This window comes from Blastocatellia bacterium (assembly GCA_035275065.1).
In the GTDB taxonomy this organism is placed as follows: Bacteria; Acidobacteriota; Blastocatellia; order UBA7656; family UBA7656; genus DATENM01.
Genome location: DATENM010000054.1, coordinates 249,644 through 275,647, shown reverse-complemented (window position 1 = coordinate 275,647; position 26,004 = coordinate 249,644). Strand labels below are relative to the sequence as shown.

The following is a 26,004-nucleotide window of genomic DNA, read 5'->3' as shown; positions in this document are numbered from 1 at the left end:
AGTTGAGATGAGATGGGAGCCTTGATTCCTTCGACTGCTTGCATCGCTCTTTGGGCTGGGATGAACGAGCTCGGCTCGCTCATCCCTTGCCTAAACTGGTCAGCACTCGTGGCCGACTTAGTAACGGTTTCCGTAGCCGCCACGTCCGCCGCCGCCGCCGCCGCTGCCACGTCCGCCGCCGCCGCCGAAGCCGCCACGTCCGCCGCCGCCACCGCGGTTGCCGCCGAAGCCGCCGCGCCCGCCGCCACGCTCTTCGCGAGGCCGCGCTTCATTGACCGTCACCGACCGTCCCATGACTTCGGTGCCGTTGAATTGCGCAATGGCTTTCTCCGCATCCTCGTCGTTCATCTCGACAAACGCAAAGCCCTTGGAACGTCCCGTGTCGCGGTCCGTAATGATGTTTACCGATTCGACCTGACCCACTTGCTCAAACAGATCAGTGAGATCGGCTTCCGTCGTTTGATACGACAGGTTACCAACGTAGATTCTCTTCATGGTGTCTCCTGAAAATAGTTAAGAGGAACTTCCGAGGCTTTGTGGGAAAGGAATGAGAAACTGAATCAAACTCTCTCCAAGCAGTAGCGGGAAACTCCTGAAACCTTAAGTCAACTAGCAGCGCTCGGTCTGCCTAAACGAACACGGATATCTTACCAGATCGCCCGGCGAAAGTCTACGAAACAATTCCAGGGCTCGGCGGGCGCGCTTTTTCGCCAATCGACAGACCGCCGACGCGCGCCCGCGGCCTGTCGATCCGGCAATTTAACCACTTACTTTGCCGTCGCGGTTGGCGTGACCGTCTCGATGAACAGCATAGCCGACAGCCGCTGGCTGCCAAACGAGACGTTGACGCCGTTGCGTATCAAGTCGCTGCCGCTGGCAGTGAACTCCGCGCCCGTGTCTACGTCAACCACGTGATAGGTCAGCTCTGGCTTTAGCCGCGCCAGCGTAACGTGCTCGTCAAAGGCGCCCTCACGCTCCCAGCGGTAGAGCAGGACGCCGGCGCGATAGCGTTTGCTGCTATAGAAAGTGACGCCTGCCACTTCCGCCTCGTCGCTCGGCAGCCGCAGGTCGTAGACGCAAGAGAATTTCAGTGGACTTAACCACCGATAGTTCGCAACCTCCTGGAGGATGACATTCTGCTGGCGCTCGCCGACCTGCGACAGGTCGGTCGACAGTCCCCAGGTGCCGATCATCGCGCTGCGGCAACAGAGCCGCGCCATCTCATCATCATCCGGGTCGAGCGTGTCCATGCGGATGGTGAAGCGCAAAGCCGCCCACGGAAAGACGCTCTCCAGCGCATTCAGCGCGCTACGAATATTCACCTGCGGATCGGGAAAGCCGCTCTTGCCATAGTCGCTGAGCCAGCTCGTCTGCGTCGCCAGCAGCGTGAAGTCGTTGATCATGCGCCCGCCATTCAAGCAGTTCTCGATCATCAGGTCAGGGTTGGTCAGCCGCACGTTTTGCAAAGCACTCTGAAACCCGACGACGTTCTTCATCTCGCCTGAGCGCGACACCTCGGTGAAGAACGGCTGGTCGTATTTCCAATAGTCAACCGAATACTTGCTGCGCAGCCCCTCGACATGGTTTTCCAGGTAGTCGCTGAAGCCGTCTTGCGACAGGTCAAGCAGATAGCCGCTCAGGAAGCGGTTTTCCAGCGGCGGGTCTTCCAGCGTCAAAGCAAACGCGTTATTGCTGTCGCTGACGTATTGCGGCGTTGACCACAGCCCCGGCTTGATGCCGTTGGCCTTGAGCGCCGCCAGGGTATCGCTCATCTCACCGCCAGGGAACTTATCCGGGTCGGGCTTCCAGCGGCCCTCCATAAACCACCCGGCGTCGAGAACGAACGCGTCGAAGGCGTACGGCGTCATGGTGGCGACCTGACGGCTCAGGAAATCGGCGTTGAGCATCTGGCGGATGGCGTACCAACTGTTATAAATCAGCGGAAAGGAGGCGCGCGGGCCGCCATAGAGCGTCCGCCCCAGGTTGTAGCGCTGCCGCATCCACATTCCGCGACTCTCCGCCTCGTCGGCGTCGGCGACTGGCATCACCAGCAGCGCCGGGCCTTCAATGGTCTCGCGCCGGTTCAACACCAGTTGCGTTTCTGCCGGCGGCAGCCCCACCGAGTAGGTGAAGCCATTATCGAGCCCGCGCAACGTCGCGCTCCAGCCGCCACTCCATTGCAGGCCGAAATAGATGCGGTTCATTTCGCCGCCAACCACCCAGTAAGGATTGACCCCGTCGCCGGCATCGTCCGAGCTGTGCAGGCGGCTGCCCAGACGAATCGTGCGGCTGTTGCTCAGAGCCTGCTCGGTACGGTCGAACTTCAGCGACTCCCACCAGCGCGCCCATTGCGCCTGGCCGCCGACATTCCAGCTTGCTGCCCACCCCGGGAACCATTCGACCGCTCGCGCTTTCTTGCCGCCATTCGTCAACCGCATGTGCAGGCGGAAGAGATCTGCGTGTTTCGGCAGCTCAACGATCCATGTGAGACTCATCTTGTTGGCCAGCTCGCGCGTCGCTTCAGCCGTCGTCATGCTTTCGCCTTCGGTCAACTCCCAGCCTGTCGGCACCGCCGATGCCGGCGGCAGCAGCGCCGCCGGCGCCCAGTCGTCGAGGCCATTCGGCGTTCCCATATCGCGGAACGCCACCTGCCCGCTATCCAGCCACACCGCTTCCTTGATGATCGGAATGCCTTCGGGCGAGATGCCTAGACGCAACCTGAGCGAGTCATTGCTCAATTCCTGCGCCGACGATTGCACGGCCAGCGCCAGCGCCCAGGCGAGTCCCAGGACAAGCGCCCGAACCCACCCGCGACGCGCCGGCTTGCGCGGTTGAGCCTGCCTTTTCATTTGAATGGATTGATTCGTGTATTCACTATGATCTGTCATTAGGCCTTCCTGAAAGAGCGATTTGGAATTAGCGCGAGATCACGTCACGAAGCGTAGAAACTTAGAAAGCTTCACCGGCAGATGAGGAGCCATGTTCAAGAATGCTATTTCTAACGATCCTGCCTGGCTCTGCCAACCTCACAGGCGATTCGTTCATGATCTTCGACGCGCATTCGGAGGGCTTTGGATACGGCATTGTTCTTCTCTATCGTTGACTGAGGTGTGCCGTCAAGACACGCGCTCACGTTGAAACCACGTTGATTTAGACGCGGGCGACCTGCTGCCGGTTTCAATTTCTTTTCGATTTCGCAAAAGCGCCGGTTGATTCGCAGGGAACTCCCTTAGCCTTAACGCGCCGACGGCGCAGTTTTGCTGCAAGCAGACTGAGTGCAATCATTCTCTTGACGCATATCAAATGCGCGACCGTTGCGCCGCTTGAGCGGCGGCGTGATGGCGCGCCCCGTGTCCGAATTCTTCAACCTATCTGAGAACAGAATGACTAGAGGGTCAACCCCTCTTCGCAGAGTCGAGTCCGAGCGATCCGACCCGTGCCCGGTCGTCCGGCTCGCGGAGGGAGTATGCAAGATGACGCGTTGTTTCTCGACCTGTTTCCCAAACAATCCTCGTTGATCCAGCGGCTCGCCGGCGAAGCGCGCGAAGCCGCGCGGCAGTTCATGGAAAACCCGGCAGGCTATCTCGCCGCCGCCTTCAAAGACCATCAAGCAGGCAACGCGCGGCACAAAGATTTGCTGCGCTTCGGCATGGCCATCGGCCTGTTTACTGTTGCATTCGAGCCATTCAATCGGCTGAGACAGCCACTTGCAATGAAGGGCTTGAAGCGGTCTTCACTTCAAGCCCTTCTTCAGCCAACCACACACGGCCGCCGCGCAAGAAACGGCTGCCCGTCGTCGTCGTTTCGCGCTATCATAGAGCCACGTCCGAAAGTCACAAGGAGTCTATGCATGCTCAAGCGCGGTTGGGTGCTGTGGGTTCTAGTCCTCGTCGCGTGGACGCTCGTCGGACTGTCCTTCACGCTCAACTACTATTTCTTCGCCGGCCATTACGTCGCCATCTTCAACCATCAGCCGACGCTCGGCGGCATGCTGGTGTGGGAGCTGCCTTACTGGTTTTTGTGGGCGCTGCTCGCGCCGCTGATCTTTCGACTGGCGCGCTGGTTTCGGATCGGGCGCGACGGCTGGCTGCGCAATTCGATCATTCATGTGATGGCCTGCTTGACGCTGGCCTTCTTTCACCGCGCCATCTACCTGATCGTTGGCTGGGCGCTGCACGTTGCGGTCTATCGTCAGTATTCATCGGTTCGCGAGCTCTATCAGTCGGACATTCTCTTCAACCTGCCGACCGGTTATATGAGCTACGGCACCTTCATGCTCATCAGCTTTGTCATCGATTACTATCGCCGCTATCAACGCGAAGAGCTGCGCGCCTCGCGGCTCAAGGCCGAGCTGGCGCAGGCGCAGTTGCAGGCGTTGAAGATGCAGTTGCAGCCGCATTTTCTCTTCAACACCTTGAACTCGATCTCCGCATTGCTCGACGAAGACATTGACGCGGCGGACGAGATGCTGGCGCGGTTGGGCGATTTTTTGCGAATGACCTTACAAAACTCCGGCGCTCAACAGGTGCGCTTGCAAGAAGAGCTGGAGTTCCTGCGCTGCTATCTGGGGATCGAGCAGGTGCGTTTTCAAGACCGCCTCAAGGTGAGCTTCGAGGTGGCGACCGAGGCGCTCGACGCGCTGGTGCCGAACCTGATTCTGCAACCCATCGTCGAGAACGCCATCCGCCACGGCATTGTCACGCAGGCCGGGCCGGGCCGCATCCAGGTCTGCGCCTCGCGCCTGAACGGCGCGCTCGTCTTGCAGGTGAAAGACAACGGGCCGGGGCTGACAGCGGCGCAGGACTCGGCGGGCAAGCTGCGCGGCGGCGTCGGGCTCAGTAACACGCGCGCCCGGCTCGAACAGCTCTACGGCACGGCGCAGCGCTTCGAGATGGCCGATGCAACCGGCGGCGGCTTGCAGGTCACGCTTGAAATTCCTTTTGAGAAAGCCGAAGCGGTCGATGCCTCAAGGAGAGTGGCCATCAGATGAGCCTGACGAAAATGATTCGCACCTTGATCGTTGATGACGAGCCGCTGGCACGGCGGCGCATTCGCCGCATGCTGGCGCGCCACGCGGATGTCGAAGTGATCGGCGAATGTGCCAACGGCAGCGAAGCGGTTGCCGCCATTCGCGAGCAACAGCCGGCGCTCGTCTTTCTCGACGTGCAGATGCCCGAAGCGGATGGCTTCGCCGTGCTAGAGCGGATTGCCGCGAACGAAGCGCCGCTGATTATATTCGTGACGGCTTATGACCAGTACGCGGTGCGCGCCTTCGAAGTCCACGCGCTCGATTACCTGCTCAAGCCGTTCGACCGCCGCCGCTTCGACAACGCCTTGCAGCGGGCGAAGTCGCGCTTGACCAGCGACCGCAGCGACGTGACCGAGCGTACGCTCGCCTTGCTCGAAGCGCTGCGCGCCCAACAGAGCCACCTTGAGCGCATGGTCATTAAAGCCGGCGGGCGGGCCTTCTTTCTCAAGACCGAAGAGATCGATTGGATCGAAGCCGAAGGCAAGTACGTGCGCTTGCACGTAGGCCGTGAGTCCCATCTGGTGCGCGAAGCCATCAGCCAGATCGAAGCGCAGCTCGACCCCAAACGCTTCATGCGCATTCACCGCTCGACGATTGTCAATCTCGACCGCGTGCGCGAGCTCCAGCCCTGGTTCCACAACGACTATCGCGTCATCCTGCGCGACGGCACCGAGTTGATGTTGAGCCGCAGTTGCCGCAAGCGGCTCGGCGAATTGCTCGGCAACGCGCTTTAGGCCGCGCCGTTCGTTCCCTTCACTAACCGTTCGTGCCACCAATCAAAGCCTTCGTACCATAATCATTGTCGCCTGCCGCCATCCCGCTTACAGTGGTCGCACCGTTAGCGTTAATCCGTGAGTGGTTTGCGCCCTGTTCGGTAAGCGCGATGGCGTTCGTGATGCGCGGGCGGCTGCGGTATAGTGTCTGCGCAGCACCCGGCTCGAAAACATCTCGCTTACAACAGGAGGCCCGTTTATGAAGCATTATCTGCTTTTCGTGCTTTCGTTCGTCGTCTGCCTGGCGGTCGCGCAGGCCCAGAACGACCTGTCGAAAGTCGAAATCAAATCCACTCAGGTCGCAGGCAACATTTACATGCTCGAAGGCGCAGGCGGCAACATCGGCGTCTCGGTCGGCGCCGACGGCATCTTGATCGTTGACGACCAGTTCGCGCCGCTCGCCGACAAGATTCGTGCCGCGCTCAGGAAGCTCGGCGAAGGTAAGCTGCGCTACATTTTGAACACGCATTATCACGGCGACCACACCGGCGGCAACAAAGCCTTCAGCACCGAAGGCACCATCGTCGCCCACGACAACGTGCGCAAGCGCTTGTCAGGCGAGTGGAAGCCGGCAACCGGCAACGCGCCGCCGTCGTCGCCGCCCGAAGCGCTGCCGGTCATCACCTTCGACAGCTCGCTATCGGTCTTCTTCAACGGCGAAGAGATTCGCGCCATGCATGTGCCGCACGGTCACACAGACGGCGACAGCGTGATCTACTTCACGAAGGCCAACGTCGTCCACATGGGCGACCAGTTCTTCAACGGCATGTTCCCGTTCGTTGACCTGGCGAGCGGCGGCGATGTCGAAGGCTATGAGCATAACGTCGCCGCGGTGCTCGGCAAGATTCTCGCGGACGCCCGGATCATCCCCGGCCACGGGCCGCTGGCAAATGTCGAGGACTTGAAGAAGTTTCACCAGATGCTGGTCGAAACCATCGGCAGCGTGCGCGAGCGCATCAAGGCCGGCAAGTCGCTCGATCAGATCAAGGCTGAAGGGTTGCCGGAAAAATGGAATAGCTGGGGCCAGGGCTTCATCAAGACGCCCGCGTGGATCGAGACGATCCACAAGAGCCTCTCGAACAAATCGCCGCGTTGACGCAGGTGGTGGCGCAAGCTGTTAGCTTGCGCAGTGACTCGCGCAAGCTAACAGCTTGCGCCACATCGGCGAGCACCTCGACGACGCGAACATATCACTCAACGTGGAGGTGTACCGATGGCAAATAACCTGTTCAGAAGAAAACCGCTCGACCTGCTCCTCAAAGAGATGGTGGGCGAAGGCCGCCTGCGGCGCGTGCTTGGCCCGCTGCAACTGACGAGTCTCGGCGTCGGCGCGACCATCGGCACGGGCATCTTCGTGCTTACGGGCGTCGCCGCCAACAGCAAAGCCGGGCCGGCGCTGATGCTGTCGTTTGTCGTCGCCGGCATCGCCTGTGTCTTTGCGGCGCTCTGTTATGCCGAGTTCGCTTCGATGGTGCCGGTCGCCGGCTCGGCCTACACCTATGCGTTTGCGACGCTCGGCGAACTGTTCGCGTGGATCATCGGTTGGGACCTGGTGCTGGAGTATGCGGTCAGCGCCTCGACTGTCGCCGTCGGCGCGTCGAAATACTTCCAGGATTTGATCAGTATCTTTGGCCTCAAGCTGCCGGATGCAATCAGCCGCGCGCCGATGGATTACGATCCCGCTCTGGGCAGGCTCGTCGCCACGGGGACAGTGCTGGACCTGCCCGCCATCCTTATCGCCGTCCTGGTCACAACGATCCTCGTCCTCGGCATGAAAGAGAGCGCGCGGTTCAACACGGCGATGGTCGTCTTGAAAGTCGCGGTCGTGCTGCTGGTCATCGGCGTCGGCGTGTTTTATGTTGACCCGAAGAACTGGCACCCGTTCGCGCCCTTCGGTTTTGCCGGCATTAGCTTCTTCGGCAAACCCGTGCTAGGCGGCTCGGACGCCGGCGGCCAGCCGCTCGGCATGCTCGCCGCGGCGGCGATCATCTTCTTCGCTTACATCGGCTTTGACTCCGTTTCGACCAACTCGGAAGAGGCGCGCAACCCGCGCCGCGATGTGCCGCTGAGCATCATCGCCTCGCTGCTGATTTGTACGATTCTTTACATTGCCGTGACGGCGGTGCTGACCGGCATGATTCGTTATGACCAACTCGACACCAACGCGCCGGTGTCGAATGCCTTCAAGCAGAAGGGGCTGACCTGGGCGCAGTTTTTGATTTCCTTCGGGGCGCTCGCCGGCATCACGTCGGTCGTGCTGGTATCGATTTCGAGCCAGGCGCGCATCCTGTTGGCGATGGCGCGCGACGGCTTGCTGCCGCGAAAGTTCTTTGGCGCTGTGCATGAGAAATTCCGCACGCCGTGGAAGTCCACCATCGTCACCGGCATGTTTGTCGGCACGGCGACGGCTTTCTTGCCGCTGCGCATCCTGGCCGACCTGGTGAGCATCGGCACGCTGTCGGCGTTCGTGATCGTCTGCGCCGCCGTGCTGATCATGCGCCGCACACACCCCGAAGCCGAGCGCCCGTTCCGCGCCCCCTGGGTGCCGGCGGTGCCCATACTCGGCATCGCCACCTGTTTGCTGTTGATGTTCTCGCTGCCGGCGGAGAACTGGCTGCGGCTCGGCGTCTGGCTGCTGGTCGGTTTTGTAATCTACTTCGCCTATGGCCGCCACCACAGTCTCTTGAATGAGCGCCCGGCTCAGATCGAAGCTGAAACGGTTCCCGCCGCAAGTCCGGTAGCGCGCGCCGAGGCCGATTGAGCGAAGCGTGCCGACTTTCCTTGCGCGAGCACTGGTGGCCGTGTGGGTTCAGCGGGATTGCTCACGGCTTCGGTGATTCGCGCAAGGAAAGTCAGCACGCCTTCCGGCAAGCGTTCCCTGCGCCTCGCGCATGAGCTATGATAGTATCCGCGTGGAGCGACCATCATAGCCCGACAGAGGTGCGCGTTGCCGCAGCGGAATTATCGCGATCCCCTTCACAATATCATCGCGCTCGACGAATCGCTCGAAGACGACCGCTTGATCGTCGCGCTGATCGATTCAGCCGAGTTTCAACGCCTGCGCCGCATCAAGCAGCTCGGCATCGCGCTGTTCACCTATCAGGGTGCCGAGCATAGCCGCTTCACACACTCGATTGGCGTGATGCATTTAATGACGCGCGCCCTGAACCTGCTCGGCGCGCATCATTCGATCAGCGAAGAAGCGCGCATCGTTGGTCGCGCCGGCGCTCTGCTGCACGACCTCGGCCACGGCCCCTTCTCGCACGTCATGGAAAAGGTCTTCGGCTTTCATCACGAAGACTGGACCTGCCGCATCGTTCAGGACGACAGCACCGAAGTCAATCGCCTGCTTCGCGCTTATCAAGCGCAGCTTCCCGAACAGCTCGCGGCGCTCTACAAGCACAACTACTCGCCGGCCTACGTTACCCAGTTGGTGTCGTCACAGCTCGATTGTGACCGCATGGATTATCTGCTGCGTGATAGCCTGATGACGGGCGCGAAGTATGGCATCTATGATCTGGAATGGGTGCTGCACGCGCTCAAGATTGACGACGCGTCGGATCGCGTCTACGTCGAAGCGAAAGGGCTGTACGCCGTCGAAGAGTATTTGCAGGCGCGCTATTACATGTTCCGGCAAGTCTATTTTCACCGCACCCTGCGATCCGCTGAAGCCGTGTTGGTCTCGACGCTGACGCGCGCCAGAGAGTTGATCGAGCAGGACCAATTGCAGTTTCGCATGCGCGGCTCGGCCTTTGAGAAGATGCTGCTCGGCGAGCCGGTGACGACGCGCGAATACTTGCAGATGGATGACACCGACCTGACCTTTCATCTGAAGCAGTGGACGCGCGACCGGGATGCGATTCTCGCCGACCTCGCGGCGCGCTTCATCGACCGCAAGCTCTTCAAGACGATTGATCTGGAATTTGTCGGTGACGAAGCCAGACGCTTCTGGGAGTGCGCGGAAACCGTCGTGCGCGGCGCGGGCTTCGATCCGGCTTACTATTTGGTGCTGGATCGCGCCGGGGACGTGCCCTATTACGGCTATTATTCGCCGGTGGGCGTTGATCCTAAGAGTTTGATTTACATTGAATCGGGCTGGCCGCGCCCTGAGATTCGCGAGATCAGCGAAGTGTCGGAAGTCGTGCGCGGCATGCGCGGCTATCGCATTGACCGCGTCTGTTTCCCCATCGAGGTCAGCGAGGCAATGGCGCAACTCGCCGATGAACATGCAAGCGAAGGGAACGGGGCGTGATCGGTTATTTTTATTATACGGAAGCTTGAGCGCCTCGTTCGATTTCGCTCGTTCGTCACCTCGAAGCAGTGACACCTGCGACTATACTATAAAAAAATTCTAATTCAATTCCCTGCTCAGGTAGTTTTTCGCCGTTGAGCGTTTATTTATTGGCCGGCGAGTAGAATTGCTGGAAGCGCGAGAGGGCCTCATTGAAGCGTTCGGCGTCGGCGCGCGGCACTTTGAACTTTTCGTTCTTGTCCTGGAACTTGACCACCATTTCATCCTTGGCGATGCGCACGCCGGCCGACAGCAGGTTCGCCGAGAACGTGTGCTCGCCGCCTTCGTAGCGCACGCCGGTCGTGCCGATCATCAGCGTGCCGCTGCACGAGCCGCCCATCAGTCCGCCATGCATGTGTTTGGCGCGTATCGTGATGGGCACAGGCTCGGCGGCCTTGGCGCGCTCGCGCTTTTCAATCTGCTCGATGCGGTCGTCAAGCTTGGCAATTGAATAAAGCGCGCTGCCGCCGAGTTGTTTCGCCTGCTTGTATTTTTCGAGCGCCCCGGCATAATCGCCGCGCTCGCGCGCGATGTCACCGAGCGCGGCGATGGCTGAGCGGTACTGATCATCGCCCGACGGTTGAATCTTTCCGAAATAAGAGGCCGCTTGATCGAGATGGCCACCCTTCATGTACGAGTAGGCCAGCGCAAAGATAACGTCAGGGGTCGCACGGTTGTGGGCCACTGCGAATTCAAGGTCGGCAATCGCCGCGGTAAACTCGCCGCGACCATAGGCGTCGAGTCCTTGCACACGGCGCGCGCCGGCGTCGTTCTGCCTGGCAATCTCCGCCGCGTGTTGGGCCTCCATGTCGCGGGCCTGCTGACGCAAAGCCTTGTCATCCGGGAAGAGCTGCGTGAGACGTTTGAACTGTTTGATCGCCGCATCCGCATCGCCGCGACGGTCGGCGTCTTCGGCCCGCGCCGTCAGTGTCGTTTTGATCTGAGTGAAAACGGCGCGCGCCTGCGCGTTCTGCCGGTCAATGGCCAGCGCCCGTCTCGCATAATAGTAAGCACTGGCGCGCTCCGGCTCGACCAGGCTGCCGGCCTGTAAAGCGTCTGTCGCTTTCTTTACCAGATCACCGACTTCGCCGCGGTGCTGCGAGATTTGATTCTCGAACTTGGCGACGGCAGCGCGCACTTCTTCGTTATCGGGATATTTCTCGCTCAACGCATCATAGATCTCGCGGGCTTTGCCAAAGTCGCTGCTGTTGGTGGCTTCACGCGCGTTTTGCAGCTCAGTTCGGCGCACGCGCTCAAAGAGCTCGGCAGCAAACGCATTAGACCCATCTAGCCGTTCAATCTGTTGCGCGAAATAAAAGGCGCTGTCTAGATAAGGAATGAGGTATTGATTGCGCGCCAGTGCTTCGTTCGCCCGATCTTGAAATCTTCTGATGACTTCTTCGGACGAGCCAACGGCGTCGGGCGAAGGCAAGACTTTCAGCTTATACTCCAGCGTCTGCGTATCGTTGATCGTAATCTGATCCGTCACCGGCTCGAAGTTTTCTTTCTCAATCGTCAGCGTGTAAGTGCCGGCGACCAGTTGCTCCAGCTTGACCGGTGTGTGACCGTAATCTTTAGAATCGAGCTTGACGTTAGCGCCCGAAGGCACGGTTAAAATAATCAACTGATCGATGGTCGAAGGTTTTCTGGTCAGCAGATAAACGGCGGCTATTGTGAGCATCGTCAGCAACAGCGCCGAGCCCGCTGCCAGCATCCACCAGCGCGAGCCAAGTTGCCATGTCCTGCCGCGCCTGCTTCGCACAGGGCTCGCCGCGCCTGTTGCCGTCGCGGACGTCAGGGTGCCAGCCACAGGGCCTTCCCCGACGGCGACCGCTTTCGCACCGGTCTCGACAACTTCGCGCTTGGCTGATTGTTCTTCGCTAGACAACATCGTGTTTCGCTACTGGCGGCTCGACGGCCACGCCTTTCGCCGGCTCAAACCGCAGCCGGCTCAAGAAGACGATTCGTAATGTACTTCACGACTAAGCTCCCGACTTCGATGGCCTTTTTCATGTGCAACTCTCTGGTCAGGTGGCCCGCGACGAAGAGACCGGGAATCGTCGTTTCGAAATCCTCTGAATAGACTGGCCGACCGTCGGCAGCAATGGCCGCCCCGGCTTCTTCGAGGAGGCGCACATCCGGATCAGCGCCGATCAAGGCGAACAGGTGATCGCACGGCACCTGGACCAGCCGCGGCGCTTCGCCGTCGAGGATTTGCAACAAGGCCGAATCAGGCAATATCTCGACCACTTCGGATGAGGTGAGAATGTCGAGACGACTTTCGGCCTGCGCGCGCTCAAGCGGCTCGCGCACCCAGGGCTTGATCTTGGCGGCGCTCATGAGCGAAGGCGCGTCGAGCGCGGGACGGCGAATGGCCAATGTCACATGGGCGCCGGCGTCTACGAGAAACAAGGCGGCTTCGGCGGCTGAGTTCCCGCCACCGACGACCAGCACACGCTTGAGCGCAAACGGGTGCGCTTCTGAAAACTGGTAGGAGACGCGCTCCGGGCATTCGCCGGGGATGTTCAGCTTGCGCTGGCGGCCAAAGCCGCCCGTAGCGACCAGCACGGCGCGGCTGTGATAGCCATCAGCCGCTGTATGCACGACAAAGCCCTCGCCGATGCGCTGAATCGCTTCGACCGCTTCGCCGGTGTGAAGGTTGAGTTGCTCGCGGATCACCAGGTGCGTGTAATGCGCCAGCACCTCCTCGCGCGTCGGCTTGCGATCTCGTGGCAATGCGCCGGCTTCAAGCTCAACTTCGTTCGAGGTCGAAAACAACGGTCTGGCAATCGGAAAGTGATAAACCGTTTCGCCGATCACGCCGCGCTCAAGGACCAGGCAATCAAGTTGATAACCTCTGGCGGCCAGGGCTGCCGATAAGCCTGCCGGGCCGCTGCCAACAATAATCAGATCATGCATATACTGCTCGCCAGTTTCGATCTCCTAAAAGGATAGCGTATCAGGCAGGGAGCATCAACTTGGCAACTATCCAGAGAGCGCTGAATGTGAGGCGGCTGGAACGAGTCAGCTTCGGCACTCGTCGTCGGTGCCCGAACCCGGCCATATCGGCTCCGGCTAAAGGCTCTCGTTGAACTTATAGCCGATGCCCCAAACAGTGAGAATGTACTTCGGCTGCTTCGGGTTTAATTCGAGCTTCGTCCTCAGCCGGTTGACGTGCGGATCGATGTTGCGCTTGTAGCCTTCGTATGCCGTATCCCAGATGACGCTGAGCAGGTCGTTGCGCGAGTAGACATAGCCGGGATTTGAGGCCAGCAGCTTGAGGATGTTGAACTCAATCGGCGTCAGGCCGATCTCCCGGTCGCCCTCTTTAACGGTGTGGCGCTCCAGATCGATCTCAAGCTCACCATGCTTGAGCACCTTCGCTTCGGGCGGCGGCGGCGCCTCGCCGGTGGTACGGCGCAACAATGCCTGAATGCGTAATTCAAGTTCGAGTGGACTGAAGGGCTTCGCCAGATAATCATCGGCACCGAACGAGAAGCCGGTGACTTTATCTTCAATCGTCGCCTTCTCGGTCAGCATGATGATGGGCACGGTCACGCCCTTCTCGCGAAACAACTGGCATAGCTTGAAGCCGTCTATGCCGGGCATAACAACGTCAAGGATAATCAGACTCGGCGCCGTTGACAGCCCTTTGTCGAGGCCCTGAATGCCATCGGCGGCTTCAATGACCTCATACCCTTTGCTGCGCAGGTAGTCTACGACCGTCGTGCGAATCGACTTATTGTCGTCAACGATGAGAACCCGCTTCTCGTGAAGGTTCGGCATAGGCTGGGAACCCTTCGGCGCGCCACAACCCCGAAATCGCTGAGAATTTAGATCAGCCGCATGGGCATGACCACATAACGATAATCATATTGCCCGTCACCTGACGGTTTGAGCAAGGCCGGACTCTGCTCATCCTTGATTTCCAGGGTGATCTGCTCGGTGCCGACGACGCCGAGAAAGTCCGAGATGTATTGCGCATTGAAGCCGATGCTGACGGTCTCGCCGTTGTAATCCACCGGCAGGACGTCTTTCGCTTCGCCCACGTCAGCGCTCTGCGCGGTCAGGTTGATCTTGCCGCTGCTCAGCTCAAGCTTGATGCCGTGGCTGCGCTCGTCGGCCATCAAGGCGGCGCGACGAATCGCCTGCGCAAAACGTTCGGTGTTCAGTGGGATGAGCTTATCGTTGTTCTTGGGCAGTACCAGATCGTAATTCGGGAACTGGCCCGCCAGCATGCGCGAAGTCAGCAGCCGCTGATCCAGCTTGAAGTAAAGATGATTTTCATCCTTGGCGAAAACGAGAGCGCCCTCGGCGCCTGCGGTCAGCTTGAGCAATTCGCCAAGCGCTTTCTTAGGAATGATCACGCGCACCTGTTCGTCGGTCGTGCCTTCCAGGGTAAAGGCGGCCAGCGCCAGGCGGTGGCCATCGGTCGCAACCATCTGTAACTTACCGTCGGCCAGCAACAACAAGGCGCCGTTGAGGGCATAGCGCGACTCTTCCTGCGTAATGGCGTAAATCGTTCGGCTGATCAAATCGTGCAGCGCATTGGCCGGAATCATCTGGCCGCCTTCTTTCAGCCCCGGTGTGGACGGGAAATGCTCTTTGGCTTGACCGACGATACGAAACTCGGCGGCTCCGCAACTGATCCGCACCCAGTCGTTATCCTCTTTAGAGAAATGGATCTCCGCCTCGGGCAAGTTGCGAACGATGTCGAAGAGTTTCCTCGCCTGCAAGACAATGGCTCCGGGATGGCTGACATCCGCCGCGCACTCGGTTTGCAGCGACACATCCAGGTCTGTAGCGATCAGCGAAACCAGCGATTCGCCCAGCGTCTCTATAAGGACATTTGAAAGGATCGGAATAGTGTTCTTCTTCTCTACGACGCCTTGTAAAAGATTCAATTCTCTCAGCAGCGATGCTTTACTCAAACTGAAACGCATTATTCACCTCGATTCTGGCCTTTTACTAGTATTTCTAGTTTTTCAAATCATGTCATGATCTAGTAGTAGTAGTAGGGCCTGTGGAAAAGTGGAACCCCTAGTGCAAATGCTTGAAAATTAATGGCAAAGAGCGAAAAATGGCTGTGCAAAACGCTGTGCAAAACCTGTGCAAAAACCCGATGCCCTGTGGACCCTTTTCGTAACTTCAACAGTTTTCAACAGGTTCCACAAGGGCTCCACAACCTGCTCATGTGGAAAAAGTATCTAAGTTATTTCAATTCAGCAATAAAGCTGTTGATAAGCTTGTGGAAAACCGTGTCCCTCTCATAAAGCTCTGCAATTTTGTTAATGCTGTGCAGGACGGTCGTATGGTGCTTGCCGCCGAACTCGCGGCCAATCTCCGGCAGGCTCGACTTGGTTAAAGTCTTGCATAAGTACATCGCCACCTGCCGCGGGCCGGCAATGTTGCGGGAGTTGTTTTTCGATTTCAGGTCGCTGACCTTTAATCCATAATGACTGGCGACCTTCTTTTGAATCAATTCAATCGTAATACCGTCCGAGTCTTCTTCAATGATGTTCTTTAAGACATCCTGCGCCAGCTCAATGCCAATTGGCAGGCCCTTAAGCGAGGCGTAGGCGACGAGTCTGACCAGTGATCCTTCAAGCTCACGAATATTCGATTTAATTTTGCTGGCGATAAACAGCGCAACATTATCCGGCAAGTCAATCTTTTCCAACTCTGCCTTGCGCTTGAGGATGGCAACCTTGGTCTCCAGGTCGGGCGGTTGAATGTCGGCGATCAGCCCCCATTCAAATCTGGAGTGCAGTCGCTCTTCGAGCGTGGGAATCTCGCGCGGCGGGCAATCGCTCGAAATCACGATCTGTTTTTGGGCGTCGTAAAGCGCGTTGAAGGTGTGAAAAAACTCTTCCTGAGTCCGCTCTTTGCCCGCCAGAAATTGAATGTCGTCCATTAGCAGGACGTCAATATTGCGATATTTCTCCCGAAAAGTGATGGTTTTGTCATAACGAATGGCGTTGATCAATTCGTTCATGAATTTTTCGGACGAGATATAAGTCAAACGCAGATTACTATTTCTGACTTTGATCGAATGCCCGATGGCGTGCATTAAATGTGTCTTGCCCAGCCCAACGCCACCATAAATATAAAGCGGATTGTAAGTTTTTGATGGCATATCAACGACAGCCAGTGAGGCGGCATGGGCGAATTGATTGCAGGAGCCCACGACAAAGGTTTCAAAGGTGTACTTTGGATTAAGCGGTAATTCAATGGGCTCAAGGTCAATGACCTTGGCGATGCCGAAACTGGAAATCTCCTTAGCGGGTTGCTGCGCAATCCGCATGGCCGAAGTCGTCCCATCGCCATTGCCATTTAGAGTTTTCTGTTCTTCGACGAGAAAATCGAGCGTGTAATCCTCAAGATTCAATTCCTGTAGCGATTCTTCGATCACGTCAAAATAATTATTAGTGATCCAATCTCGAAAAATTTCATTCGGCACTTTTAGATAAATTGTCGAATCGTCGCGCGTTGCATTAGAGATTGGCTTGAACCAGGTATTAAAGCTCTGATGATTGACCCGCTTCGAGATAGCGGAAAGAATTGACGATAGTAAGTCGGCTTGCATAGTTGAACACAATCTATTTGGAGGTGGACTTTGCCAGGACCTTTGCTTTTTACCTAGGCCCTAGGCATGCCCTGGTCATTCTCTGGCTCTTTCCGATGAAGGAGCGCCCCTTCAAAACTCGAAAACAGTATCACAGGTAGGCCTGCTTTTCAATCGAATCCTGGTAGGAAAACGGACCAATCAGAATATTATAATAAACGCCGGATGTCCATCACTAGAGGTAGTTAATTATTGAAACTAAAAGGTTTATTTGATCAGCGTGATTTTTCAGCGAGTTGGAGAGCGATTGACGCCCGCTCAAGTTCTACGGTCGCTCGGCTGACATCCATATCCGGGTCGGAGAGGGCTTTTTGCAGCTCACGTTCGGCCAAATCTTTTAGTCTAAGTGCTTCGGTAAGATTTATTTCTTCCGGTCGGGCAGCCCGGTCGGCAAGAATGATTACGCGGTTCTCGCTGATTTCGACAAAACCATCGCTAATGGCAATTTCGCCTTTTTCATCGCCTCTATGATAAGTGAGAAGCCCGGCTGGCTTGAGCTGCGAGATCAGGGCGGCATGGCCCGGCAGGATGCCAAGTTCACCATCTAAACCGGGGACTTCTACACGGTCTATGTTCGCCTCAAAGACTTTGCGTTCCGGAATGGCCACTTCCAGGTGAAGGGTATCTGGCATATTTTTCCGCCTCTAGTTGGTGGCCTGCTCTGGCCACCAACCCCTTTCCGCTTGATCTAACATTTTAACCCTTATTAGTGTAATGTTAGATAAATTACATATTCTTCGCCTTCTCGACGACTTCCTCGATCCCGCCGACAAGAAAGAATGCTTGCTCCGGCAGATCGTCATATTTGCCGGATATCAGTTCTTTGAAGCCGCGCACCGTTTCTTCCAATGGAACAAACTTGCCTTTTAGTCCTGTGAATTGCTCAGCAACATGGAAAGGCTGCGACAAGAATCTTTGGATTTTCCGGGCTCGCGCTACGGTTAGCTTGTCCTCTTCTGACAATTCATCAATGCCGAGGATCGCAATAATATCCTGTAAGTCCTTGTAACGCTGAAGAATCCGCTTCACTGCCTGAGCAACGTCGTAGTGATCCTGGCCGACGATACGCGGGTCGAGAATTCTCGAGGTTGATGCCAGAGGATCAACTGCGGGATAGATTCCTAGCTCGGCAATCTGTCGCGATAGCGCCGATACCGCATCGAGGTGGGCAAAGGTTGTCGCGGGAGCTGGATCGGTGTAGTCATCAGCCGGAACATAAATCGCTTGGACTGATGTGATGGAGCCGCGCTTCGTCGAGGTGATTCGTTCTTGTAATTCGCCCATTTCGGTTGCGAGTGTCGGCTGATAGCCTACAGCCGAGGGCATTCGGCCAAGTAGTGCGGAAACTTCTGATCCAGCCTGCGTAAACCTAAAAATGTTGTCAATAAAGAGAAGAACATCGGTTTCGGCTTCGTCACGAAAATACTCTGCAACCGTCAATGCGGTTAGGGCAACACGAAGACGTGCCCCGGGTGGTTCTGTCATCTGGCCATATACGAGTGCCGCCTTGGACTCTGAGACAGCCTTCTTGTCTACATGCTCAAGATCAAAACCGCCAGTCTCCTCAAGATGATCATAAAAGGACTGGCCATAGTTAATCACTTTGGATTCGACCATTTCGCGGATCAAGTCGTTCCCTTCTCTAGTCCTTTCGCCAACGCCGCCAAATACCGAAAAGCCACCATGCTTCATGGCGACATTATTGATGAGTTCCATAATCAATACGGTTTTGCCGACGCCGGCGCCGCCGAAGAGGCCGATTTTGCCGCCCCTAAGAAATGGCTCCAGCAGGTCAATCACCTTGATTCCAGTAACAAACATCTCCAGCTCAGTCGCTTGATCTTGAAAGGTCGGGGCATGGCGGTGGATTGGGTATTCTTCTTTAGCCGTAACCGGACCGAGTTTGTCTACAGGCTGGCCAATCACATTCAACACCCTTCCTAGGGTCGCTGGGCCGACCGGAACGGTTATCGGGCTTCCCTTGTCGATAACTTTCATTCCGCGGATTAGGCCTTCTGTCGGCTCCATTGCTACGCAGCGACAGCGGCCTTCGCCCAAGTGTTGCTGAACCTCAACGACGATATTGATTGCTTCCGGAACCTCAAATCCGTCGCTCACGATGTTGAGCGCCTGATAGATTGGTGGAAGTGTAGATTCTTCAAACTCGACGTCTACGACTGGTCCGATGACCTGGACAACTCTTCCCTCGTTTGCCATTCCACGCTCCTTTTGCTTTCAGCTATCCGCATTATGACGTTCGTGCGGGCTATAGACAAGAATTCAGCAAGCCCCTAAAGTTGATAAAAATACCACGTTTGGCGGCTCTTTTGCCAGCGATTTATTTATTTATCCGCGAAACTTTTATCGTTTCACGTGAAACATATCTATCGCTTATTGCTCATTAGCTAGACTGATCGAAAGGATGTTTCACGTGAAACGATTAATGGCTGATCTGCGATGACTGGTTTCTTTAAGAAAAGGGTCCGTTAGTGAAACCCATTGCTGCCAGGCGTCGTTGAGGCGGGGAATAAAGGTGGTTTTTAGTTGCCGATTTGAAGTTTTATGTTATTTTAGCTTCTGATGGCAAGAATAATAGCAATAGCGAACCAAAAAGGCGGAGTGGGTAAAACCACGACAACCATAAATCTCGCCGCCAGCCTCGCCGTTGCTGATATGAGAGTTCTGGTCATCGATGCCGATCCACAGGGCAATAGCACAAGCGGGCTAGGACAGAGGGGGAAATTTCGCAGGAGTTTCTATCACTGTTTGGTCTTGAACGAACCGATTGAGGCGATTGCCCTACAAACTGAACTGCCTAACCTAAAAATAGTTCCTTCCGAGAAAATCCTCGTTGCCGCTGAAATAGAACTTGTCGATTTAGAACAAAGAGAATTTAGACTGAGGCGTCTCTTGGAGTCGCTTCTGAACTCATACGATTATATCCTCATAGATTGTCCGCCGAGCCTGGGCCTGTTAACACTAAACGCGTTAGCCGCAGCAAACTCAGTCTTAATTCCGATCCAATGCGAATACTTTGCCTTGGAGGGGGTATCCGAATTATGGGATACACTGGTGAAGATCAGAAGGACACTTAATCCAAGTCTTACGATTGAGGGATTCCTATTGACGATGTTTGACGAACGCACGAATCTATCGAATCAGGTCGTTTCAGACCTGAGAGATTTCTTGGGTTCTCAAGTCTTCAGCACGATAATTCCACGAAATGTTAGACTTGCAGAAGCTCCAAGCCATGGAAAGCCAATTGTCCTGTATGACATCAAGTCAAAGGGAGCAGAGAGCTACCTCAGATTGGCAAAGGAGGTTATCAATAATGTCAAGAAAGGCTCTGGGCAGGGGGCTTAGTGCGCTCTTCACACAGATGCAAACCGTAGAGTCGGATCTGATTGAGGCGGATATAGATCTACTTTATCCAACCGATACACAGCCCCGCAAAATGTTCAATGAGGAAAGGCTGAATGAGCTGGCTCAATCCATAAAAGAGAATGGCATCATCCAACCGATTGTAGCGCGCAGGGATGGCGAGCGCTTCCAAATCATCGCAGGCGAGCGACGTTGGAGAGCCGCCCAGATTGCCGGTTTACAGAAAATTCCTTGCCTGATCAGGGAAGTGACGGACGAAAGCCTCTTAGAGATATCGTTGATCGAAAATATACAGAGAGAAGACCTAAACCCGATAGAAGAAGCAGCGGCTTACAAGCGTTTAGTTGATGGTCTCTCACTTTCACAGGAAGAGGTAGCTAAAAGGGTTGGCAAGGATCGCTCAACAATTGCTAATGCCTTGCGTCTGCTGAAATTGCCTTTGGATGTTCAACAATTAGTTGAAGAAGAAAAACTCTCGATGGGCCATGCGCGAGCGTTACTATCACTCGATTCAGCTGAAGAGCAGCTTCGACTTGCTATAGAAATCATTGAAAAGACATTGAACGTCCGTGAAACAGAAAGGCTTGTGAAGGATGTTCAGGGTATGAAGACCGGCGACGCCGCGGATCGTCCTCTGGATACAAAACCAAGAGACCCGAATATCGCGGCCGCCGAGCAAAAACTGAGCAAAGCTATGGGCGCCCCGGCGCGGATAAAGTTTCTTAAAGAAGGAGGTGTCATCGAAATAAAGTTTTCATCGAGCGAGGACCTATCGAGATTATTTGACTTGTTGATCCAAAGACAATAAATTATAAAATGTAGTTTAAGTTACAAAATCTTCCCTTGTCGTGTAGCTTGGCCTGGCTAATTCAACAGCGCAAGAGGCTGTCAGCCGCGTAGTGTTTCCTTGATCTCCGCATTTTGTAGACAGACCGAGCTGTTTCCTTGAACCGCAGAGGGGCTCGCCGGCGTATCGGTATCAGCAGAGATAACTGAAATTGCTTTGATGCGCGTCGGTTTTGGGTTATAAATAGATGGCTCTGAAGGTTGGTCATTTTCTATTTATAGATTGGCTTGATTTCAAAATCGAAACTACAAACCAGGAGACGGAGACATGCAGTTACGAAAAACTTTTGCATTGCTTTTGATGGCGCTGTTGATTTCATCAACCGCACTCGCCGCATCATTTAACAACCCGGCGGACGATAAGGCTGCCGACATTTCAGGCAAGTACGAGGGCATCGCCAAGAGCGAAGCGTTCGGCGAAATACCGCTGACGGTCAATCTAAAAAATAATGGTGGCAAGCTCACGGGCACGATTGAAACGCCACAAGGCCCGGCCAACATCACCGATGGCAGCTACGCCGATGGCAAGTTGACGTTAAAGTTTGATGCCGGTGGGAATGAGGGGACGGTTACTGCCACCCTCGCTGGCGAAAAAATCGTTGGCAAATGGGAACTCGGTGGCGCAAGCGGCACATTGGATCTGAAAAAAGCGGGAGGCTCAACTCCTGCGGCAGTCTCAACCCCGGCTGCGCCAGCAGGCGCACCAAAGGCGGCGACTGGCGACCCGGTCTCGGGCGATTGGGAAGCGGCAGCGGATGCAGGCGGAATGACGATTCCTTTCACCCTTAAGCTTAAGCTTGAAGGCGACAAGGTCACCGGCACATCCACGTCCGACCAGGGCACCGCCACCCTGAGCAACGGCAAATGGGATGGCAATAAGTTGAGCTTCAGCCTGGATACGCCGCAGGGCTCCATCACCATGTCCGGAGCGGTGAAGGAAGGCCAGATCAACGGCGATTTCGACTTTGCCGGGCAGATGACCGGCAAGTGGTCAGCGAAGAAGAAGTAGTACCGATCACGATCTGCGGACTGAGAAGTGACGACTCAGTCCGCAGATCGTCCCGCTTTCGGCCAATCGCGTTGCGCTTAATGACTCAGTAGGGCAGCGATTTCGCGCCTTTATCGGCCATTTGCTGTAATGCTGCTTACCTGCGCTGCATTCCACGTTTCGTGACCAGATTAGTATTTACTCGCTTGCGATCTGCGGCTAACATTGGTCCGTGGATCAGCCAGAGGGGTTCGTGCGCCGCCCACATTCAGCCGATTTGATTTGCTTGGCCTCTAGGCGCTAGATCCCTCGCTCTCCGTCTGCCCCTATACCCCGCGAGCCTTGGCCGAGTACCGTCATGCCTCAGCTTTCCAGAGGAGAAATCCTAGACCGCGTTGCTTGCGGCGAAAGCCTGCGCGGCATGAATCTGGTGCGCGCAGATCTTTCGGCTCTGGTTTTGCCGCGCGCGGACTTTGTCGAAGCCAACCTGCGCATGGCCGATATGTCACGCGCCGACTTGCGCGATGCGCGGTTGACGGGCTGCTTTCTGAGCGGCGCCGGGCTCAACGAAGTCAACCTGGTCGGTGCTAACCTCGTTGAAGCCAGCCTCATTGGCGCGTCGCTCATCGGCGCGGACCTGAGCCGGGCTGATCTCAGTGGCGCAGACCTGACCGGCGCGAACCTGCAATGTGCCGAACTGGTCGGCGCGTACCTTGTCGGCACCTTCCTTAACGAAACCGATCTGACGGGCGCCAATCTTTCAACTGCCTACGTTCGCATGGCGCAGATGGCGGGAGCGAATTTATCTGGCGCCATGCTCGAAGGTGTTGACCTGTCTTACACCGATCTATCAGGCGTTCGGCTCGACGGCTGTTGTTTGCAGGGCGCCAATCTGACCGGCGCCAACCTTTCGGCCAGCACCATGACGCGCGCCAATCTGCGTGGCGCGAATCTTTCTGGAGCGATCTTGCGCGGCTGTAATCTTACGGGCGCGAAGCTGCGCGACATTCAATTTGCCGGCGTCAAGCTCGATGATGCCTGGGCCGATTGGGTAGACCTCGGCATTGACGATCACAACGAAGACCGCGCACTGCTAGAAGAGGCGTTTCTTGGTATTATCGGCAAGCCGATGGCGCAAGTCTTGATCGAAGGGCGCATCGGCGATGAGGCGTGGGCGGTGATTCTCGCGCACCTCTGCGAGTTCCAAATCACCCATCCGGCCCAGGCCGATGTGCGACTCAAAGGCATTCATCAAGGACTCAGCTCGTCGGCGCTTTATCTCGAATCCGAAAATGAGATGAGCCTGGCCGCTTACCTGTCCGCGTTCGCCGACATCATCGGCAAAGGCTCGATTGAATTATTCGAGAAGCTGGCGGCGGCAGTCGCAGACCGCAATGATCGAGAGAGTGAGGACGCGTTATCGTCGCCCTTTACTCCGGCTGCACAATCTGCGCAAGCGACCTCTTCTGAATTTGATTATCCGCTGCAACTGCTGGCGTCGCGCGTCGAATTGCTGCAACGCACGAGCTTCTGGACGAGCGATAAAGCGGTGCTGGTGTTGACGGGCCACCGGCGGATATGGCTCGAAGCGACGTCAAATCCGACGCTCACCTTACGCCCGCCGCATGGCGCGACCCTCGGCATCGACTTGATACGCGGTCACTTCGTCACGGATGACCTGCGCCGCAACCGGACCCCCATCAGCAGTCCGTAGGCTGGCATACGAAAGCCAGAATTCCTTACTACCGATCCTTCTCGGTGATCAATGGCCGTTATCTTTCAGCAAGCGTTGCAGGGTAGCGAGGATGGCGCGATCCATTTGCGGTTCGATCAGGTTTAAGCTCTGCGCCGCGAGCAGACGATAAAGGGCAAGCCATTGCGAATCGATGGCGGCGAGCGCCGTGAGGTTCCGCTGTACTGTGCCGGCATCGCCGCGCCGCACCGGTCCGGTGAGCGCACGCCGCGGGCCGACCGCGCGCACATTGGCTAATGTCGCTTCGCTCAAAGGCAACAGCACACGGCGAGCCGTCGCTTCATCCAGGCCGCAATGCCGCAAGGCGTCAAGGCTGGCGCTTAACAAGGCGGTGACGCCGCCGCTGGCCATGACCGCGGCGGCATGGTAAAGCGGTTTCATCGCTGTCGGAATCTCAAACGCTTGAGCGCCGATTCGTCGTACAAACGTGCGCGCCGCGCGCACTGCCCGCGGATCGCCTTCAACGCAAAAGTGGCTCTGCCGCATCACCTTGATCGCCTGCCGCGGACTTTCAAAGGTTTGCAGCGGATGGCACGAGCCGACCGCAAAATTCAGTGGGCGCAATGCGGCAATATCTGTGCTCGAAAGCGCCCCGCTGGTGTGCAAGACGGCGGCGCGCTCGATACGCCCGGCGTTCTCGGCTATCAACTCCATCGCTTCGCCGATGCGGTCGTCCGGCGTGGCGATAAACACGATGTCTGCTGCTTGCAGATGTGCGCCCGATGCCGCTTGCGGCCTGCCCGCGCCGATGAGGCGGGCAGCGGTTATTGCGCTTCGCCGCGAGCGACAGACAACGTCAGCGATGGTGTACTCGGCCTGATATCCCAGATGACCGAGCGTCTGTCCCACGCGACCCGCGCCGATGAGCGATAGTTTCAATGGCTTTTTCATGCTTTGATAAGCTCGATTCGTGCCGTCGCATCGATCATAAAGGTGGGTGCGAGGCAGCGGCAAATGCTCTCGGCGGTCTCATGCTCTCGGCGGTCTCTAGTCATCCTTGCCGCGCTTTCCCTACGCCAAGGCATTATGTTAGACTCTTGGTGTCAGGAAACTGGCCCGTGCCAGAGATGAGAAGTTCTTTCCGGTAGGAGTCCTTCCAAATGAAAATAAATCTCTTGAAGCGCGTCACCGTCTTGCTGCTGACGGCGTTGATCGGCTTGCCGTCGGCGCTGTTTGCCGACGATAAGAAAGATCCGAAAGACACAAAGAAAGCCGATGACAAGCCGACTGTGCAACAGCCGGCGGCGGCAGCGAACAAAGGTAAGCTCGATGAGGATGAAGACCCGCGTTTGATCGGCAAGCGCAACATCAACAAGCGGCAGATCAATTTCTATTCGCTTGATAAGGAAGTTGCCCTCGGACGTCGCATGGCGGCGCAGGTCGATCAGCAAGGCAAGTTCATTGACGATCCCATCATCACCGAGTACGTCAACCGCGTCGGCCAAAACATCGCGCTTCATTCAGACGCCAAGATACCCTTCACGATCAAGGTTCTCGATTCCGATGACGTCAACGCCTTCGCTTTGCCCGGCGGCTTCCTCTACGTCAACAAGGGAGCGATCCTTGCCGCCGATAGCGAATCGGAGCTCGCCGGCGTGATGGCGCACGAGATTGCGCACGTCGCGGCGCGCCATGGCGTCGAGCAGGCGTCGAAGGGTACGCTGGCGAACATCGCCTTCATCCCCTTGATCTTCGTGACCGGCGGTCTCGGCTATCTGGCCTACGAGGCCTATCAGATAGGCGTGCCGCTGGCGTTCTTGAAGTTTACGCGCGGCGCCGAGGCCGAAGCCGATAAACTGGGAGCCGAATATCTGTGGGCGTCGGGCTATGATCCTAACAATTTTTTGACCTTCTTCGAGAAGCTGGAGAAGAAAGAGAAGGGCAAGCCGGGAACCCTGTCGAAACTCTTCGGCACACATCCGCCGACGCCCGACCGCATTACGAAAGTTCATGACCTGCTGGTGCGCTTCCCAGACCGCGACGAATATATGATCACCTCGTCGGATTTCCTGCGGGCGAAATCGCGCTTGCTGGCGGTGACCAATGCGCGCGTCCTCGACGGCTCGGGCAACCGCGACACCGGCCCGAAGCGGCCTACGCTCAAGCGGCGCAAGGATGGCACCGATGACCAGACGTCGCCTGATTCGCCAACCACCACCGAGACGCCGAAAGACCGGCCTGTGTTGAAGCGCCGTGACAGCGACGGCAAGCCGCCTGACGCCGAAAAGAAACCTTAAACGTATCTCATCACTCCTCCGTAATCTGCGGGCTGACCGTGACTTGAATAACACGGTCAGCCCGATTTGTTTTGTGGCGAT

The 26,004-nt window shown here is 56.8% G+C and carries 20 protein-coding genes; 10 read left to right on the top strand and 10 right to left on the bottom strand.

Features of this window, described 5'->3' with window-relative positions; translation table 11 throughout:
* Positions 1-117: 117 nt before the first annotated feature.
* Entirely contained in the window at positions 118-495 is a 378-nt protein-coding gene (locus VJ464_12485) for an RNA-binding protein (GenBank protein ID HKQ05945.1), read from the bottom strand.
* 272 nt (positions 496-767) lie between these two features.
* Entirely contained in the window at positions 768-2,888 is a 2,121-nt protein-coding gene (locus VJ464_12480) for an alpha-galactosidase (protein ID HKQ05944.1), read from the bottom strand.
* 578 nt (positions 2,889-3,466) lie between these two features.
* Here VJ464_12480 and VJ464_12475 point away from each other — a divergent pair.
* The 5 genes from VJ464_12475 (at position 3,467) to VJ464_12455 (ending at position 10,054) form a co-directional block, all read left to right on the top strand.
* A complete protein-coding gene (locus VJ464_12475; GenBank protein HKQ05943.1) occupies positions 3,467-4,990 on the top strand; it encodes a histidine kinase in 1,524 nt (507 codons plus the stop codon).
* On the top strand, positions 4,987-5,763 hold the full coding sequence (locus VJ464_12470; protein HKQ05942.1) for a LytTR family DNA-binding domain-containing protein: 777 nt from the start codon (positions 4,987-4,989) through the stop codon (positions 5,761-5,763). The genes VJ464_12475 and VJ464_12470 overlap by 4 nt, the downstream gene beginning before the upstream one ends.
* Positions 5,764-6,001: 238 nt before the next feature.
* On the top strand, positions 6,002-6,898 hold the full coding sequence (locus VJ464_12465) for an MBL fold metallo-hydrolase (protein HKQ05941.1): 897 nt from the start codon (positions 6,002-6,004) through the stop codon (positions 6,896-6,898).
* A 117-nt stretch (positions 6,899-7,015) separates the two neighbouring features.
* Positions 7,016-8,563, top strand: coding sequence for an amino acid permease (locus VJ464_12460; protein ID HKQ05940.1), 1,548 nt, complete (start codon positions 7,016-7,018; stop codon positions 8,561-8,563).
* Between the two features lie 186 nt (positions 8,564-8,749).
* Entirely contained in the window at positions 8,750-10,054 is a 1,305-nt protein-coding gene (locus VJ464_12455) for an HD domain-containing protein (GenBank protein HKQ05939.1), read from the top strand.
* Between the two features lie 142 nt (positions 10,055-10,196).
* On the opposite strand, the gene VJ464_12450 is transcribed toward VJ464_12455, so the two are convergent.
* The 7 genes from VJ464_12450 to atpD form a co-directional block, all read right to left on the bottom strand.
* Positions 10,197-11,984: a PEGA domain-containing protein gene (locus VJ464_12450; protein ID HKQ05938.1), complete on the bottom strand. Its 1,788-nt coding sequence runs from the start codon at positions 11,982-11,984 to the stop codon at positions 10,197-10,199.
* A gap of 44 nt (positions 11,985-12,028) precedes the next feature.
* The gene (locus VJ464_12445; GenBank protein HKQ05937.1) at positions 12,029-13,012 is read right to left on the bottom strand and encodes an NAD(P)-binding domain-containing protein; all 984 of its coding nucleotides are present in this window, start codon (positions 13,010-13,012) and stop codon (positions 12,029-12,031) included.
* Positions 13,013-13,168: 156 nt separating this feature from the next.
* Positions 13,169-13,879 (bottom strand): response regulator transcription factor, encoded by a 711-nt coding sequence (locus VJ464_12440; GenBank protein ID HKQ05936.1) that lies wholly within the window; start codon positions 13,877-13,879, stop codon positions 13,169-13,171.
* Between the two features lie 47 nt (positions 13,880-13,926).
* Positions 13,927-15,024, bottom strand: a complete 1,098-nt coding sequence (dnaN, locus tag VJ464_12435) for a DNA polymerase III subunit beta (protein ID HKQ05935.1) — start codon at positions 15,022-15,024, stop codon at positions 13,927-13,929.
* Between the two features lie 281 nt (positions 15,025-15,305).
* Complete coding sequence (dnaA, locus tag VJ464_12430) at positions 15,306-16,679, bottom strand: chromosomal replication initiator protein DnaA (GenBank protein ID HKQ05934.1); 1,374 nt, start codon at positions 16,677-16,679, stop codon at positions 15,306-15,308.
* Positions 16,680-16,933: 254 nt separating this feature from the next.
* Entirely contained in the window at positions 16,934-17,350 is a 417-nt protein-coding gene (gene atpC, locus VJ464_12425; GenBank protein HKQ05933.1) for an ATP synthase F1 subunit epsilon, read from the bottom strand.
* Between the two features lie 94 nt (positions 17,351-17,444).
* Positions 17,445-18,935, bottom strand: a complete 1,491-nt coding sequence (gene atpD / locus VJ464_12420) for a F0F1 ATP synthase subunit beta (GenBank protein HKQ05932.1) — start codon at positions 18,933-18,935, stop codon at positions 17,445-17,447.
* A 363-nt stretch (positions 18,936-19,298) separates the two neighbouring features.
* Here atpD and VJ464_12415 point away from each other — a divergent pair, with 363 nt between their 5' ends.
* From VJ464_12415 to VJ464_12400, 4 genes are all read left to right on the top strand, one after another.
* Positions 19,299-20,081 carry a ParA family protein gene (locus VJ464_12415; protein HKQ05931.1) on the top strand — a complete coding sequence of 261 codons (783 nt, stop codon included), beginning with the start codon at positions 19,299-19,301 and terminating at the stop codon, positions 20,079-20,081.
* Positions 20,050-20,907 carry a ParB/RepB/Spo0J family partition protein gene (locus VJ464_12410; protein HKQ05930.1) on the top strand — a complete coding sequence of 286 codons (858 nt, stop codon included), beginning with the start codon at positions 20,050-20,052 and terminating at the stop codon, positions 20,905-20,907. Before VJ464_12415 ends, VJ464_12410 begins: the two co-directional genes overlap by 32 nt.
* A 306-nt stretch (positions 20,908-21,213) precedes the next feature.
* The gene (locus VJ464_12405; GenBank protein ID HKQ05929.1) at positions 21,214-21,954 is read left to right on the top strand and encodes a hypothetical protein; all 741 of its coding nucleotides are present in this window, start codon (positions 21,214-21,216) and stop codon (positions 21,952-21,954) included.
* A 337-nt stretch (positions 21,955-22,291) separates the two neighbouring features.
* Positions 22,292-23,647, top strand: coding sequence for a pentapeptide repeat-containing protein (locus VJ464_12400; protein ID HKQ05928.1), 1,356 nt, complete (start codon positions 22,292-22,294; stop codon positions 23,645-23,647).
* A 48-nt stretch (positions 23,648-23,695) separates the two neighbouring features.
* On the opposite strand, the gene VJ464_12395 is transcribed toward VJ464_12400, so the two are convergent.
* Entirely contained in the window at positions 23,696-24,577 is an 882-nt protein-coding gene (locus VJ464_12395) for a DUF2520 domain-containing protein (protein HKQ05927.1), read from the bottom strand.
* A 209-nt stretch (positions 24,578-24,786) separates the two neighbouring features.
* On the opposite strand from VJ464_12395, the gene VJ464_12390 reads away from it, so the two are divergent.
* Positions 24,787-25,923 (top strand): M48 family metallopeptidase, encoded by a 1,137-nt coding sequence (locus VJ464_12390; GenBank protein ID HKQ05926.1) that lies wholly within the window; start codon positions 24,787-24,789, stop codon positions 25,921-25,923.
* Positions 25,924-26,004 lie beyond the last annotated feature (81 nt).

What these genes read in the sequence shown, in the direction of transcription:
- VJ464_12395 (HKQ05927.1), bottom strand. Translation starts at nt 24,577, where the DNA reads ATGAAAAAGCCATTGAAACTATCGCTCATCGGCGCGGGTCGCGTGGGA.
- VJ464_12400 (HKQ05928.1), top strand. Translation starts at nt 22,292, where the DNA reads ATGCCTCAGCTTTCCAGAGGAGAAATCCTAGACCGCGTTGCTTGCGGC.
- VJ464_12480 (HKQ05944.1), bottom strand. Translation starts at nt 2,888, where the DNA reads ATGACAGATCATAGTGAATACACGAATCAATCCATTCAAATGAAAAGG.
- VJ464_12415 (HKQ05931.1), top strand. Translation starts at nt 19,299, where the DNA reads ATGGCAAGAATAATAGCAATAGCGAACCAAAAAGGCGGAGTGGGTAAA.
- VJ464_12410 (HKQ05930.1), top strand. Translation starts at nt 20,050, where the DNA reads ATGTCAAGAAAGGCTCTGGGCAGGGGGCTTAGTGCGCTCTTCACACAG.
- VJ464_12390 (HKQ05926.1), top strand. Translation starts at nt 24,787, where the DNA reads ATGAAAATAAATCTCTTGAAGCGCGTCACCGTCTTGCTGCTGACGGCG.
- VJ464_12485 (HKQ05945.1), bottom strand. Translation starts at nt 495, where the DNA reads ATGAAGAGAATCTACGTTGGTAACCTGTCGTATCAAACGACGGAAGCC.
- atpD (HKQ05932.1), bottom strand. Translation starts at nt 18,935, where the DNA reads ATGGCAAACGAGGGAAGAGTTGTCCAGGTCATCGGACCAGTCGTAGAC.
- VJ464_12465 (HKQ05941.1), top strand. Translation starts at nt 6,002, where the DNA reads ATGAAGCATTATCTGCTTTTCGTGCTTTCGTTCGTCGTCTGCCTGGCG.
- atpC (HKQ05933.1), bottom strand. Translation starts at nt 17,350, where the DNA reads ATGCCAGATACCCTTCACCTGGAAGTGGCCATTCCGGAACGCAAAGTC.
- VJ464_12475 (HKQ05943.1), top strand. Translation starts at nt 3,467, where the DNA reads ATGCAAGATGACGCGTTGTTTCTCGACCTGTTTCCCAAACAATCCTCG.
- dnaA (HKQ05934.1), bottom strand. Translation starts at nt 16,679, where the DNA reads ATGCAAGCCGACTTACTATCGTCAATTCTTTCCGCTATCTCGAAGCGG.
- VJ464_12470 (HKQ05942.1), top strand. Translation starts at nt 4,987, where the DNA reads ATGAGCCTGACGAAAATGATTCGCACCTTGATCGTTGATGACGAGCCG.
- VJ464_12405 (HKQ05929.1), top strand. Translation starts at nt 21,214, where the DNA reads ATGCAGTTACGAAAAACTTTTGCATTGCTTTTGATGGCGCTGTTGATT.
- VJ464_12445 (HKQ05937.1), bottom strand. Translation starts at nt 13,012, where the DNA reads ATGCATGATCTGATTATTGTTGGCAGCGGCCCGGCAGGCTTATCGGCA.
- VJ464_12440 (HKQ05936.1), bottom strand. Translation starts at nt 13,879, where the DNA reads ATGCCGAACCTTCACGAGAAGCGGGTTCTCATCGTTGACGACAATAAG.
- VJ464_12460 (HKQ05940.1), top strand. Translation starts at nt 7,016, where the DNA reads ATGGCAAATAACCTGTTCAGAAGAAAACCGCTCGACCTGCTCCTCAAA.
- VJ464_12450 (HKQ05938.1), bottom strand. Translation starts at nt 11,984, where the DNA reads ATGTTGTCTAGCGAAGAACAATCAGCCAAGCGCGAAGTTGTCGAGACC.